13 protein-coding genes are annotated in these 14,886 nt (G+C 31.0%); 3 read left to right on the top strand and 10 right to left on the bottom strand.

The window, feature by feature from the left end; all coding sequences use genetic code 11:
* Positions 1 to 187 precede the first annotated feature (187 nt).
* Positions 188 to 556, top strand: coding sequence for an SPOR domain-containing protein (locus BTO16_RS14465; RefSeq protein WP_105022366.1), 369 nt, complete (start codon positions 188 to 190; stop codon positions 554 to 556).
* A gap of 74 nt (positions 557 to 630) precedes the next feature.
* Here the strand turns inward: BTO16_RS14465 and infB are convergent, their stop codons facing one another.
* From infB to rimP, 3 genes are all read right to left on the bottom strand, one after another.
* On the bottom strand, positions 631 to 3,489 hold the full coding sequence (gene infB, locus BTO16_RS14460; protein ID WP_105022365.1) for a translation initiation factor IF-2: 2,859 nt from the start codon (positions 3,487 to 3,489) through the stop codon (positions 631 to 633).
* Between the two features lie 64 nt (positions 3,490 to 3,553).
* On the bottom strand, positions 3,554 to 4,810 hold the full coding sequence (gene nusA, locus BTO16_RS14455; RefSeq protein ID WP_105022364.1) for a transcription termination factor NusA: 1,257 nt from the start codon (positions 4,808 to 4,810) through the stop codon (positions 3,554 to 3,556).
* A 12-nt stretch (positions 4,811 to 4,822) separates the two neighbouring features.
* Positions 4,823 to 5,284, bottom strand: a complete 462-nt coding sequence (rimP, locus tag BTO16_RS14450) for a ribosome assembly cofactor RimP (RefSeq protein ID WP_105022363.1) — start codon at positions 5,282 to 5,284, stop codon at positions 4,823 to 4,825.
* 173 nt (positions 5,285 to 5,457) lie between these two features.
* On the opposite strand from rimP, the gene BTO16_RS14445 reads away from it, so the two are divergent.
* Complete coding sequence (locus BTO16_RS14445) at positions 5,458 to 6,288, top strand: universal stress protein (RefSeq protein ID WP_105022362.1); 831 nt, start codon at positions 5,458 to 5,460, stop codon at positions 6,286 to 6,288.
* Between the two features lie 20 nt (positions 6,289 to 6,308).
* Here the strand turns inward: BTO16_RS14445 and truB are convergent, their stop codons facing one another.
* The 7 genes from truB to BTO16_RS14410 form a co-directional block, all read right to left on the bottom strand.
* A complete protein-coding gene (truB, locus tag BTO16_RS14440) occupies positions 6,309 to 7,001 on the bottom strand; it encodes a tRNA pseudouridine(55) synthase TruB (RefSeq protein WP_105022361.1) in 693 nt (230 codons plus the stop codon).
* Positions 7,002 to 7,023: 22 nt separating this feature from the next.
* On the bottom strand, positions 7,024 to 7,818 hold the full coding sequence (locus tag BTO16_RS14435) for an undecaprenyl-diphosphate phosphatase (RefSeq protein WP_105022360.1): 795 nt from the start codon (positions 7,816 to 7,818) through the stop codon (positions 7,024 to 7,026).
* A gap of 3 nt (positions 7,819 to 7,821) precedes the next feature.
* Entirely contained in the window at positions 7,822 to 8,064 is a 243-nt protein-coding gene (locus BTO16_RS14430; RefSeq protein ID WP_105022359.1) for a DUF3098 domain-containing protein, read from the bottom strand.
* Positions 8,065 to 8,068: 4 nt separating this feature from the next.
* Positions 8,069 to 8,947, bottom strand: a complete 879-nt coding sequence (locus tag BTO16_RS14425; protein WP_105022358.1) for a cell division protein FtsX — start codon at positions 8,945 to 8,947, stop codon at positions 8,069 to 8,071.
* A gap of 100 nt (positions 8,948 to 9,047) precedes the next feature.
* Positions 9,048 to 9,458, bottom strand: a complete 411-nt coding sequence (mce, locus tag BTO16_RS14420; protein ID WP_105022357.1) for a methylmalonyl-CoA epimerase — start codon at positions 9,456 to 9,458, stop codon at positions 9,048 to 9,050.
* A gap of 12 nt (positions 9,459 to 9,470) precedes the next feature.
* Complete coding sequence (locus BTO16_RS14415) at positions 9,471 to 10,892, bottom strand: DUF5689 domain-containing protein (RefSeq protein ID WP_105022356.1); 1,422 nt, start codon at positions 10,890 to 10,892, stop codon at positions 9,471 to 9,473.
* Positions 10,893 to 10,909: 17 nt separating this feature from the next.
* Positions 10,910 to 13,660 (bottom strand): TonB-dependent receptor, encoded by a 2,751-nt coding sequence (locus tag BTO16_RS14410; RefSeq protein WP_105022929.1) that lies wholly within the window; start codon positions 13,658 to 13,660, stop codon positions 10,910 to 10,912.
* Positions 13,661 to 13,792: 132 nt separating this feature from the next.
* On the opposite strand from BTO16_RS14410, the gene BTO16_RS14405 reads away from it, so the two are divergent.
* Entirely contained in the window at positions 13,793 to 14,848 is a 1,056-nt protein-coding gene (locus tag BTO16_RS14405) for an endonuclease/exonuclease/phosphatase family protein (RefSeq protein ID WP_105022928.1), read from the top strand.
* Positions 14,849 to 14,886: the final 38 nt, after the last annotated feature.

Raw genomic sequence — 14,886 nt, 5'->3', positions numbered from 1 at the left:
TATTTTTAGTGTTGTGTATAAAACAGGTCAAAAAAACGCTTTTTGAACTCTTTGACAAAAGTACTACATATTGCTAAATTTTGAAAAAGGAAAAGAATGATAAATAATAATTTATACTTATTCTAAATAACGAGCTTCTGAAATTTATTCTAATCTAACACGTTACTTTTGTAAAAATATTTTTACAATGAAAAACAAATTTTATTTAGCGTCTTTTTTATTTTTATTTATAGCCGGTAGTTATTCAATTTCTGCTCAAAACACCACTAATAGCAGCACACAAGTAAAAAATTTAATGGTTAAGAAAAGAGCCTTCAACAGTAAGTTTGGTTATGGTTTTCGGGTTCAGATTTTTTATGGTGATGAAACAAAAGCAAGAAGCTTGCAAAATAAATTTAGAGGTAATTATCCTAATGTGTATACAAAACTTGATTATGATCAACCTTATTGGAAAGTTCAAGTAGGTAATTACAAGACAAGGTTGGAGGCTGATAAGGCAATGGTTAGTTTCTCTGAAAAATTTTCTGGATTAATTGTAATCCCTTTAGGGAAGTAAAATATAAAGAATCATAAAATAAAAACGCCAAAATTAAAATAATTTTGGCGTTTTTTTTATGATTTAAAAGAGGTTTATTTCAACTTCTTTTTAACTGCTATTTCTTTGTATGCTTCAATGATATCACCTTCAACTATGTCATTATAGTTTTTAAGTTGTAAACCACAATCATATCCTTTAGCTACTTCTTTAACGTCGTCTTTAAATCGTTTTAAAGAAGATAAAACCCCATCATGAACAACAATTCCATCTCTAATAATTCTAATCTTAGAATCTCTGTATACTTTACCAGACATTACCATACAACCTGCAATGTTACCAACTTTAGAGATTTTGTACACTTCTCTAATTTCAACATTACCGCTAACCTCTTCTTTCATTTCTGGAGATAACATTCCTTCCATGGCGTCTTTTAAGTCGTTAATTGCATCATAGATAATTGAGTACGTTCTAATATCCACTTCTTCTCTATCTGCAATCATTCTTGCATTTCCTTGAGGACGAACGTTAAACCCTACTATAATAGCATCTGATGCTGTTGCTAGTAAAACATCACTTTCTGTAATGGCACCTACTCCTTTATGTAAAATATTAACTTGAATTTCTTCAGTAGATAATTTTTGGAACGAATCTGTTAAAGCCTCTACAGAACCATCAACGTCTCCTTTAAGGATAATGTTTAATTCTTTGAAATCTCCAAGTGCAATTCTACGCCCAATTTCTGCAAGTGTTAATGTTTTCTGAGTTCTTACAGACTGCTCACGTTGTAACTGAGAACGTTTAGAAGCAATTTGTTTTGCTTCTCTTTCGTCATCAAATACATTAAATTTATCACCTGCTTGTGGTGCACCGTCTAAACCTAGTATTGAAACTGGTGTCGATGGACCTGCTTTTTTCATTTTATTGCCCTTATCGTCAAACATAGCTTTTACTTTACCACTATGTTTACCTGCTAGTAAATAATCACCAACATTAAGTGTTCCTGCCTGCACTAAGATAGTAGTTACATAACCTCTACCTTTGTCTAATTGTGCTTCTACCACAGTACCAATTGCATTTTTCTTAGGATTTGCTTTTAGCTCTAAAATCTCTGCTTCTAATAGTACTTTTTCTAATAAGGCCTCAACTCCTTCACCAGTTTTTGCTGATATGTCTTGAGATTGTATGCTTCCTCCCCATTCTTCAATTAAAAGATTCATTGCAGATAACTGTGTTTTAACGTTATCTGGATTCGCATTTGGCTTATCAATCTTATTAATTGCAAATATTATTGGAACCGATGCTGCCTGCGCATGAGATATTGCCTCTTTTGTTTGTGGCATTACATCATCATCTGCCGCAACTACAATAATTACTAAATCTGTTACTTGCGCCCCACGTGCACGCATTGCCGTAAAGGCTTCGTGACCAGGAGTATCTAGAAAAGCTATTTTTTGATCACCTACATTTACTGAATAAGCTCCAATATGTTGCGTAATTCCACCACTTTCACCATCTATTACATTTGCTTTTCTGATATAATCTAACAGCGATGTTTTACCATGATCTACGTGACCCATTACCGTAATAATTGGCCCACGAGTTACTAAATCTTCTGGTTTATCTTGTACATCTTCAATAGATTCCTCTACTTCTGCACCTACAAATTCTACTTTGTGATTGAATTCTTCTGCAACGATAACTAATGTTTCTGCATCTAAACGCTGATTCATTGTTACCATCATTCCTAGCATCATACATGAAGAAATAATTTGAGTTACAGGAACATCCATCATTGTAGCTACTTCACTTACTGTAACAAACTCTGTTACTTTTAAGATTTTAGTACCTAATGCTTGTGCTTCTAATTCAGCTTCAGTATGCTCTCTATGCGCATCTCTTTTATTTCTACGATATTTGGCACCTTTGCCTCTTGAAGATTTACCTTGAAGTTTCTCTAAGGTTTCTCTTACTTGTTTTTGTATATCTGCTTCTGTTGGTTCTTCTTTTTTAATCGGAGTTCTAGGGCTTGGTTTTCCTCTAAATCCTCCTGGTCTACCAACACCGCCTGTTCTTGGAGCGCCTGGTGCTCCTCTTTTAGCCGGAGCTGTTCTAGCACCAGTTGCAGGCTTACTTATACGTTTACGTTTCTTTTTCGCATCTGCATTCGCATCTTTTCTAACTTCTGGTTTTTTCTTTTTAGGTCTTTCAAATTGTTTTAAATCAATTTTCTTACCTGTAAAATTGGGACCATCAAGTTTTTTGTATTGCGTTTTTATAGCTTCAGCGTTTTCTGCCGTTATTTCTTCTGGTTTCTCATCTTTTTTAGAAGAATCTTTTTTAGAGTCATTTTTAACGTCTCTTTTAGAAGCTTCTTTTTCAATCTCAGAAACAGGCTTTTTAACTTTAGGAATTTCCGCTACGGGTTCTTCAACCTTAGGAGTAACAACAACCTTTACAGGTTCTACTTTTACCTCTTTAGCTTCTGGTACGATTTCAACTTTTTGCACAACTTCAACCTCTTTTGCTTTAGAAGCTTCTTCTACTTTTGGAACTTCTTCTACTTTTTCAGTTTTATCAGCAGGCTTTTTACCTAAATTTTCGATGTCGATTTTACCAACAGTTTTAAATTCTAATTTATCTGCTTTGGCTCTTAGAACATCTTCCTTTTTAGCTTCTTCAGCTCTCTTCTTTTCTAATTTAGCTTCAACCTCTAAACGAATTGCCTCTTTCTCTTTACGTTTTTCTTCACCAACTTCTTTAGACGCAGCTTTCTTGTTTGCGTCTTTTTCAAAGCCATCTTGTAAAACTTGATAAACATCACTAGAAATTTTAGTAGTTGGCCTTGAATCTATTTCATGACCATGCTTTGCTAAATATTCTACTGCTCTATCAAGAGAAATGTTTAATTCTCTTAAAACTTTATTAAGCCTCATTGTTTTGCCTTCAGACATATATTATTTTTTAGCCTTTAATTCTGTAAAAATATGCTTTTTACTTTAATTTTATTATAATCGATTACTCTTCGAATTCTTCTTTAAGGATTCTTTGAACATCTAATATCGTTTCTTCTTCTAGATCGGTTCTTTTTACAAGTTCTTCTACACTAGCTTCTAATACGCTTCTTGCCGTATCTAAACCAATCTTTTTAAATTCTGTAATAACCCAATCTTCAATCTCGTCCATGAACTCTGTTAACTCAACATCTTCCTCTTCTAAACCTTCTCTCTTAACATCAATTTCATAACCTGTTAATTCACTTGCTAAACGTATGTTTACACCACCTCTACCAATTGCTTTAGAAACCTCTTCTGGCTTTAAAAGAACACTTACACGTCCTTTTTTACCATTTCTAGGTTCATCATACATCTCTATTTCCATTGATGTCACTTTTGCAGGACTCAAAGCTCTAGAAATATATAATTGTTCGTTTTTAGTATAGTTAATAACATCTATGTTTTCATTACCTAGTTCGCGAACAATACCGTGTATTCTTGACCCCTTAACACCTACACAAGCTCCAACAGGATCTATTCTATCATCATAAGAATCTACCGCTACTTTTGCTTTTTCACCTGGAATTCTAGCAACACCTTCAACAGTAATTAAACCATCAAAAACTTCCGGAATTTCTTGTTCAAACAATTTATTTAAAAATGCTGGTGACGTTCTAGACAATATAATTGCTGGCTTATTACCTCTTAATTCTACTGTTTTAATAACGCCTCTAACAGAATCTCCTTTTCTAAAGAAGTCTGAACGAATTTGCTCACTTTTAGGCAATACAATTTCGTTACCATCATCATCTAATAAAATAATTGCATTATGACGAATGTGATGTACTTCTGCAGTATATAACTCTCCTTCTAAATCTTTAAATTGTTTAAAGATATTTGTACTGTCGTGTTCATATATTTTTGAAATTAAATTTTGGCGTAAAGCTAAAATAGCTCTTCTTCCTAGATCAATTAATTTCACTTCTTCAGAAACATCCTCACCAATTTCAAAATCTGGCTCAATCAATCTAGCTTCAGCTAATTCTATTTCTTCATTGTCATCTTCAGAAAAACCATCTGCAACAACAACTCTATTTCTCCAAATTTCTAAATCTCCTTTATCAGGGTTAATAATAATATCAAAATTATCATCAGAACCAAACTTACGTTTTAATGCGGCTCTAAATACTTCTTCTAAAATAGACATCAATGTTACTCTGTCTATACTCTTATTATCTTTAAATTCTGAAAACGAATCGATTAATGCTATATTTTCCATTAAGTTTTTTGCTTAAAATAAAATTTTTACTCTTGCTTCTTTAATATCTTTATACTCAATAGTTACCGTTTTTTGAACTGTAACTTTCCCTTTACCCAACGGTTTTGCTTCTCTGGCCTTCCAAGTTAAAACAATCTTATCATCATCTGCTTCTTGTAAAGTCCCTTCAATTTCATCATCATCAGTCTTTACTTTTAATATCCTGTTGATGTTTTTAATATACTGTCTTTTTAATTTTAACGGATGTACAATGTCTGGTGTTGAAACTTCTAACGAGAAATCTTCCGTTTCTCTATCTAAACTATTATCAACAGCTCTACTTATTCTAATACACTCGCTTAGAGCAACGCCATTATCGCCATCAACAACAATCTGAATTTTGTTATTAGTAGAGATTGATACATCTACTAAATACAATGATTCATTTAGTGCTAAAGCCTCGTCAATTAAATCTTTTATCTGTTTCTGATCCATATAAACCTTAAAATAAAGTATAAAAAGAGGGGACTTTTAGTCCCCTTCATTTCGTCATTTATTATGATTTTCGGTGCAAAGATACTAAATGTTTATGATTTACCAAATAGAGTTACATTCAAATATTTTTAATACCTTTAAAATCATGATTTTCTAATTTAAATTTAAACAAGATGAAAAAAATTTTAGTCCCAATAGATTTTTCTGAAAAATCTGAATACGCATCAAAAATGGCAGCAAAAATTGCCGAAAAAACAGGTAGTATTGTATATCTATTACATATGATAGATTTACCAACAGGCGCCATAGATATGGGTTCAAGAAGTAATTACAGCATCCCCGAAAGTATGCTATACCTCAGAAAAGTGAAAGAAAAAATTCTTGAATTTAAAGAAAATTTCTTCTCTAAAACAACAGAAGTTTATTATTCAATACGGTTTCAAAACCCACACCAAGGAATTCTAAAATATGCAGAAAAAATTAATGCTGATATTATAATTATGGGCTCTAAAGGCCTCTCTAATTTTGAAGAAATACTAATTGGCTCTAATACAGAAAAAGTTGTAAGAACTTCTATAAGACCAGTTATTGTTGTAAAAAAAGACAGTAAAAAGTTTAAAATGAAGAATTTAGTTTTTGCTTCAAGTTTTAAAAATGAGGATAAGAAAGAAGTTTTTAGAAAATTTCTTGATTTTGCAAACCAATTTAACAGTAAAATACATCTATTAAAAGTAAATACGGCCTCCAATTTTGAAAGTACTCAAAGCGCTCAATTAAAAATTAAAGAATTTATTAAGGATTTCAAACTACCAAAGCATTCTATTAATATTTATAATGATGTTTCTATCGAAAAAGGAATTTTAAATTTCTCGAAAGAGATTAACGCAGATTTAATTTCTTTAAGCACAAATGGAAGAAGTGGACTATCTCATTTATTTTCTGCAAGTGTTACTAAGAAATTATCAAAAAAAGCTTTAAAACCTATCTTGACCATCAAAGTTTAGTGTTAATGTGATTAAAAAAATTAATTTGATTTTATATTTTCAATAAACTCATCAACCGAAAAACCTTTATCAACAGAAAAACTCCCAATTTTTGTTCTTCTTAAGGCTGATAAATGAGCACCAGAATTTAGTGCGTTTCCAAAATCAAAAGCTAAAGAACGAATGTAAGTACCCTTACTACAAGTGACTTTAAAATCTACATTAGGTAAATTAATATTTGTTATTTCAAATTGGGATATGGTTACCGTTCTTGCCTTAATCTCTGTAGTCTCTCCCTTTCTTGCTAACTCATACAAACGTTTTCCATCTTTTTTAATTGCTGAAAAAATGGGTGGCTTTTGCTGAATATCACCAATAAATTGTTTTGTAGTTTCTTTTAATAAATCATCAGAAATATGGTCTATTGAAAAAGTCTCGTCGATTTCTGTTTCTAAATCGTAGCTTGGCGTGGTTCCTCCTAAAGTAATTGTGCCTGTGTATTCTTTAACCTGACCTTGATAAATATTAATTTCTTTAGTTTGTTTGCCTGTACAAATAATCAATAAACCAGTTGCTAAAGGATCTAAAGTACCTGCATGACCAACCTTAATGTTTTTAATATTGAACCGTTGTTTTATTTCCCAACGAAGTTTATTAACAACTTGAAAAGAAGTCCAATTTAAAGGTTTATCAATCAATAAAACTTGACCATTTTTAAAATCGTCTTCAGTCATTTATGCTGAATTTAGTGTATTATTAAGTTAAAAGAGCGTAACCAATTGCAATAGTTCCTACAATTGCACAGTAAATTGCAAAGTAAGAAAGTTTGCTTTTCTTCACTAACGAAATCATCCATTTACAAGCTAATAAACCTGCTAAAAAAGCAGCGATAAAACCTGCTGTAACAGGAATCATATCTGATGAGTGAAGGTTTAAATCTCCACTTAAAACGTCTTTTCCTATTTTTCCAAAAATCAACGGAACCACCATTAAAAAAGAGAATTTTGCAGCTTTTGTTCTGTCAACTCCTAATAAAACAGATGTCGAAATTGTTGCGCCAGACCTAGAAATTCCTGGCAACATTGCTATTGCTTGCGAAACACCAATTAAAACAGCGTTCCAAAATGAAACTTTCTTGTCGGTGTTTTTTGCTTTGTCTGCCAATAATAATAACAAAGCTGTTAACAATAACATACAACCCACCAATAATATTTTTCCTCCAAAAAAAGATTCTAATTCTTTTTCAAAAAGTAACCCTACAATTACTGCAGGAATCATAGAAATAATAATTTTTAAAGAGAATTTAAATTCCTCATTCCATTTAAATTGAAACAATCCTTTAAAAATTTCTAGAACTTCTTTTCTAAAGATTACTAGGGTGCTTAATGCAGTTGCAAAATGTAAAACTACAGTAAATGTCAAACTTTCTTCTGGCACAGAAGTGTCGCCTAAGATTGCTTTTGCCAATTCTAAATGACCACTAGAAGATACGGGTAAAAACTCTGTTAATCCTTGAATTACACCAAGAATAATTGCTTCTAAAATATCCATAACTTATTTTCTTGGATTTACAAATATTGCATAAAACTCTATTGCCAATCCTATAATTACTAAGGTTGGCGCTAAACGAATTCTTTGCCAGTTGTATATTTCTTCATTAAAAACTTCTGGATTATCACTTCCACCACCAGCCATAAAAATAAATCCTAAGGCTATAAAAACAATACCGATTAACATAATGATATAATTTTTTTTGCCAAATAAAAACTCTTTTTCTTGTATGTTTTCTTCTTGCATGATTTTAATAATGAAGTTCGTCTGTTTGTAAATTTAAAAAACGCTGTGTAGCGAAAAAGGTACTAAACCAAGTAATAATAAATGCAGTTAAAAACACACCACTAACTAAATACCCTAAAGTAAGGTAATCTTTTAAAAGTTCTAAACTAGGTATGTATTTATCTACATAATAAACTACAAAAGCTAAGCCAATTAAGGCTAAAAAAGCACCAAAAAATCCTAATTTAATACTACGTAAAATAAATGGCTTTCTAATAAAACCTTTTGTTGCACCCACCATTTGCATGGTTTTTATGTTAAAACGTTTAGAATATATAGACAATCTTATAGAGCTATTAATTAAAATCATTGCTACCAAACCAAAAAAGCTGCTACAAACTAATAACCAAAAACTAATTCTTTTAATATTTTTGGTTAATAAATTAATTAAAGGTTTGTCATAAGAAACATCTGCAACAAAAGCATTTTCTAGAAAACGTGTTTCTAATTCTTGCATTTTTTCTGGAGTTACAAAATCTGCTTTTAGGTAGATATCAACTCCGTTTTTAAGCGGATTTTCTCCTAGAAACTGCAAGAAATCTTCGCCAATTTCTTCACTATATTTTTCTGCGGCCTCCTCTTTACTTGTGTACACTGCACTTTTAGTAAACTCTTCTTCTAAAAGAGATTCTGTAAATGTTTTTATTTGATTTTGAGACACTTGGTCTTTTATAAAGAGTGTAATTGCTACTTTTTCTTTAACATGGTTGGCAACTTTTGTAGATTTTAAAAGTATCAAACCTAGAAAACCTACCATAAAAAGTACCAAAGCAATGCTTATTACAACAGAAATGTAAGAAGATTGTAACCGTCTTTTATGATAAGAATCAAACTTAGATGACATTATTTTTGCTTTTAAAAATCGCTGCAAGATAATAATTAGTAATCAGTTGACAGTAACTGTTTGCAGTATTTTAACGTATGTTCGTTAAACATTATAAAATCTAATTGGTATCAACTATTTCTTGGCATAATTCTATTAAAACACCATTGGTTGTTTTTGGATGCAAAAAAACTACTAATTTATTGTCTGCTCCTTTTTTAGGAATTTCATTTAAAACAATAAAACCCTCACTTTGCAGTCTTTTTATTTCTGATTTTATATCATCAACCGCAAAAGCAATATGATGAATTCCTTCTCCTTTTTTCTCTAAAAACTTAGCAATTGGACTCTCTGGGTTTGTAGCTTGAAGCAATTCAATTTTATTTGGTCCGCTTTTAAAAAAAGAAGTTTTTACACCTTCGGATACCACTTCTTCTTCTTTATAGTGTTTTTCACCAAATAAGGATGCAAACAATTTATTTGAAACTTCAAGATCTTTTACAGCAATACCAATGTGTTCTATTTTTTTCATTTGATAAGAATATTATTTTGCAATAATAGTGATATTATCTAATTCATACGTTCCATCAAAATTAACATTACCAGTTCCTGTATATTTAAAGGCGATAAACACTGTGCCAGAATACTTAGATAAATTTACATATGTAGAGTGAATCCAGTTTTTAAAACCCTCGCCATCAGAAACTATTTTTGCGGGTAAAACATCCCATTTTGCTAAAGTTATGTTTGTTGCTGTTCCATCCCAGTTTGCAGAAATTAGCACTTCTAAATTACTTCCGTTTGCAAAGCTATTAGAGGTTTCAAACGACAAAAACTCTTCTAAAGTTGTTTCTAAATCCACTCCTTTTGTAATTAACCAAGTAATTGTGCTAGCATCATTAGAGTTTTTAGAACCTATTCTTGCTGCTTTACTTTGCGAATAAGTATCTGAGTAAGATCGCCAAGATTTTGTACCTTCTTCTCTATAATTTTGCCAACCTGTAATTTTTATTTCCCCAGATAATGTCTCAAAATCTTCTGTTAATAAAACTGTTTTAAAATCGGCTTCAGACCGCGTTACACATCGTTCACCAATCATTTGAACATCATCCGTAGAATTTAAAACCAATACCAAAAAATTACCATTATAATCTTTAGAAACAACCGCATTTATAGTGCCACCGCCCATTGGCAAAGCTTCATTTGCGAAACTTGCAAACGAACTAGTTTCAATTAATAAATCTGCGTAACCTACTGTTTGACAAGTTTGTATTTTTCGTTGTGTATCAAAATCTTCTGTTGGGTCTACAAACGCTTTTCCTGATAAATTAGAAGGAAAAATAACTTTATTTACAGTTATAAATGTGCCAATATCAGATGCATTTAAACTTGCTAGAAAAACTTTCTTTGGTATAATTATTTCTGTGTTTTCTGAACGAAAAAAATGAGTATCAATTTGTCTTGAAGATACACTTTGTACTTCTTTTTGATCTGTTGCACTAACTTTACCGCCAATAGAAACTACACCATCGCCAGAATTTGTTTCTCCAATATACAAACCTTTTAAGCGAATATAAATTTCTCTTCCAAAGTTAAATTTATTGTAACTATTGTTTAAATTAATGGTTATTTTAATTCCTGCAGTTGGATTTTCTGGAGCATCTTGCATATAAAATTCTCTAAAATAATTCCCTTTTGCATCCGAAGAAATAACATATCCTTTTACAATAATATCAGAAACTATTTTTACAGGATCATTTCCTGAAATATATAAACTTTTTAAATCTTTTATGGATTTTAATTCTAGCTGATTATTTTGAACACTATCTAAAAGTGAATTTAATTTTAGGTTTTCTTCAACGCCTAAATTCTGCGGAACTTTAAAATTATTATCGTCTACGCAAGCTGTAAAAAAGATACTTACACATAAAGCGAGTAACAGGTTGATTGTTTTATATTTTTTCATATTCATTTATTTATTTTTTAAAAACTAATAGTTGCATTCATGTAGTAAGTTGTGCCTCTACCATACCAATATTTATTACCAAAAACAGGTTTTTCTAAAGATTTATCTGTTCTTAATTCGTTGTAGTTTGCATTTCTCCCTTGCTCAAATCCGCCAGATTTATACTCGGTATTTAACAAATTATTTACCGTTGCAAATACGCTAATATAATACCCAGCTATTTTCCAAGATTTACCTCCAACAAGGTTTATAACCTTATAATTTTCAAATTTTTCTTGTTGTAATAATTCGCTTGCAACCTCTAAATCATAATCTGGAAAGGTTAAACCATCTGCATCTGTGTAAAAATTGCTGGACCTTGTTAACGGCGCAATGTCTATAAAAGTGTTGCTAAAAAAGTTTGCCGTTGCCCCAACCCACCAATAATTGGGATCTCTATATTCAAAACCGATAGAATATGCGGTTTGCGGACCAGCTGCAATTCTATAATTTTTTAAATTGGATGTATAATCTCCTGAGCGTCCATTTTCATCAAAAATTCCGTCATTCGTAACATCAGAAGTAAGATATAAATCAGGATTATTTGCATAGGTAAAACTACCAATAGAAGCAGCTCCTTTTAATTTTATGGTAGATGTAACTTGTGCTTCCATCCCAAATTCTAGTCCCAAATGTTTCTTTTCTATACCTGATAAAATTTCTTGAACAAAAGCGGTATTATCACCGCCAACTCCATCCGCAAAATAAAAAGAGATTTCTGTGGCATCTTTTATTGAGGTATAATAACCCGTAAGCCTAGAAGTAATTATTGAACCTCTATAAATATAACTTACATCTGTAGAAAATACTAGTTCACTTTTTAAATTATCAACACTATTATTATTTTCTCTAGAATTAGAAAATGAGTTTCTAATGGTTGGCGATTGCGTTACATAGGCAACATTTGCATCTATTAAATTACGACCATTTATTTTATAGGTTGCACCTGCTTTTACACCATAATTGATAAAATTTAATGCATCAGATTCACCTAAAGAATTATTTTCAAAACGCCCATTTTGATACAAACCTTCTCTTTGATTTGTTATTTGAGAAGCATTTACTGCAGCATAAAAATCTACTTTATTGTACTTAAATTGTGCTTGTAAAAAGGCATTTAAAAAATCTGAACTTAAATTAAAATTGTATCTAAATTTATCACCAATGCCAACTACTCTATTCGGGTATAACACATCATTTTGCATTTGCATTTCTGAATCTGCAAAATTATTAATATCCAAATAACCTGTTCCGCCTAATAAATCGAGAACTTGGGCAAAGTTTTGAGAACGTAAACGCTTGTATTCTACTTTTCCGTTTATAGAAATATTTTTGTTTATGTTCGAATTGTATATCGTATTTATCGTTACTTGTTTGTCTTCATTTCTATCTTCGTACAAAACATAAGCATTATTTAACCCGATGCTTGCATTTGTTGTGTTTGCATCAAAAATACGGTTCCAGTCTAATTGCCCATTTTTTACAAAATTTTCTTGTGCAGTATAAGCGCCAGCTAAATCGTTATTTCTTAAAAAGTAACTTGGTAATGTTTGATAATAGGTAGGACTTGGATTGGAGCCACCATTAAAATCTAACCGACTATTTCCTATTTTACCAAACTGATACGATACATTCGTTTGTAAAGTAGTGTTTTCCGAAAGATCCCAGTAATGATTTAGCATTAAAATGGGTTCTACTACTTCTTTAATTCTAGAATTTATTTTTTTATCATTCAAATTACCCCAATATTCATTGTATTCAATTCCTTTTAAATCGAAAACTTCTTGCGTGTTTGGCGATGATTTACCTCTTCTATTTGGTGTAAAAATTCCTGTAAAATTAATACTGTGTTTATCGTTAATTTTCTTTTCTACGGATGCAAATAACGAATATGCATTATAAGGTGTACCTTGATTAAAACCTTCGTTTCCAGCTCTTCTACTCGCAGAAAAAGTTATAGACCAACCACTTTTAGAAATATCTGTAGTATGCGTTGCCATTACTCTGTGTTCATAACTTCTGTTAGATGAGGAATAATAAATTCTTGTTCCTGGTCTTTGTTGTGAAGCTCTGGTATCCATATTTGTAGAACCAAGAACTCCGCCAAAAGTAAAATCCGAAGGTGCTAAACCATTGCTAAATTCCTGATTTCTTAGCACATCATTTAATCCGCCCCAATTGCTCCACTGTGCTCTACCGTCGTAAATTTTATTCATCTCAATTCCGTTAATCAGAACTTTACCATTCCCAGAATCTAATCCTTTTACTCTAAAAAATGAAGAACTAAATTCGAAAGCTGCTGTTCGTAAAAAGATATCTTTTGAAGCCTGTAAAAGACCAGAAATATTATCGGCAGCACTGGCATCGTCGTTTAGTTCATCATCTGTAATTGTTATCAAGCTTAAATCTTGTTCTTCAATCATGACTTTGTACAATACAATTTGTCCTAAATCAATTGTTTTACCAGAAAGTACTACAGGAAAACGTTGGGTTTCATAACCAATTAATTTAATTTCTAAAATATAAGAACCATTTTGAATGTTCTTAATTATAAATGTGCCGTCTATGTTAGTCGTTTTAGTTAAAGTTGAATTTAAAACACTAACCACAACATTTTGAAGCGGTTTATCTGAATATCTTTCTACAATAATTCCTTTTACACTATTCTGCGCAACTATTGCTGTTATAAAAAACAAGAATAGAAGTTGTGTTAGAATAAACTTTTTCATAAAATTTTTCATAAATTTAGAAACAAGAACTGATAAAACGTAACGGGTTTCCGTAATTACGGATTAAAAAATAAAATTTTTAACGTTTAAATGTTGATTTACCACCCAAGTTTGCATCAAAAATTAAAAGCTATGAAAAAATTATTTACATTTATTACCTTCTCATTACTAATGATTTGGACTGTTTCTTCTCAAAGTAAAGAGAAAAAATACCATATTAGAACTATTGCTTTTTATAACTTAGAAAATTTATTTGACACCATAAATGATGTTACTATAAATGATGAAGCAAGCCCAATTATGGAACTAAAAGCAAATAGATCTAAAGTTTATTGGGATAAAATTGACAAACTTGGTAACACAATTGCGCAAATTGGTGCAGATATGGCAAATACAAGTCCGGCAATAATTGGAGTTTCCGAAGTAGAAAACCTTGGTGTTTTAGAAGATTTGGTAAAATCTAAACATTTAGTAAAAAAAGAATACGGAATTATTCATTACGATTCTCCAGACAAACGTGGTATTGACGTAGCTTTATTATATCAAAAAAAATATTTTAAACCTGTTTTTCACGAAGTTTTTAATCCGAATATTTATAGAGACAATTTTAAAGTTTTTACAAGAGATCAATTACTAGTTTCTGGTTATTTAGATGATGAATTAATTCACATAATTGTAAATCATTGGCCTTCTAGAAGTGGTGGTGAAGCAAAAAGTAGGCCTTTACGTGAAAAAGCGGCATATCAAAATACCAAAATTATTGCACAAATTAGAGAAAAAGATTCTGATGCAAAGATTCTTACTATGGGCGATTTTAATGACGACCCAACAAATGCTAGTTTTAAAGAAGTTTTAAAAACGAAAAGCGAAAAAAATGACGTTGGTAAATTAGATATTTACAATCCGTATGAAGAAATGTTTAGAAAAGGCTTTAATACTTTAGGCTACAGAGATAATATTAATTTGTTTGATCAGATATTAATTTCTGAATCTTTGCTAGACAAAGGCGAAAAAGATTTCTCGACCTATAAAATGTTTAAAGCCATGGTTTTTAACAAACGTTTTTTAACAATTAGAAAAGGGCAATACAAAGGATATCCATTTAGAAGTTTTTCTAATGGTGGTTACACTGGCGGATACTCTGACCATTATCCTGTTTATATGTATTTGATTAAAGTAAAGAAATAGTTTTAGACAAGTTTAGACTAAAATTTAGAAAATTAAAG

It is taken from the genome of Polaribacter glomeratus (assembly GCF_002954665.1).
Taxonomy (GTDB): Bacteria; Bacteroidota; Bacteroidia; order Flavobacteriales; family Flavobacteriaceae; genus Polaribacter; species Polaribacter glomeratus.
This window is presented reverse-complemented; position numbering and strand designations above follow the sequence as displayed.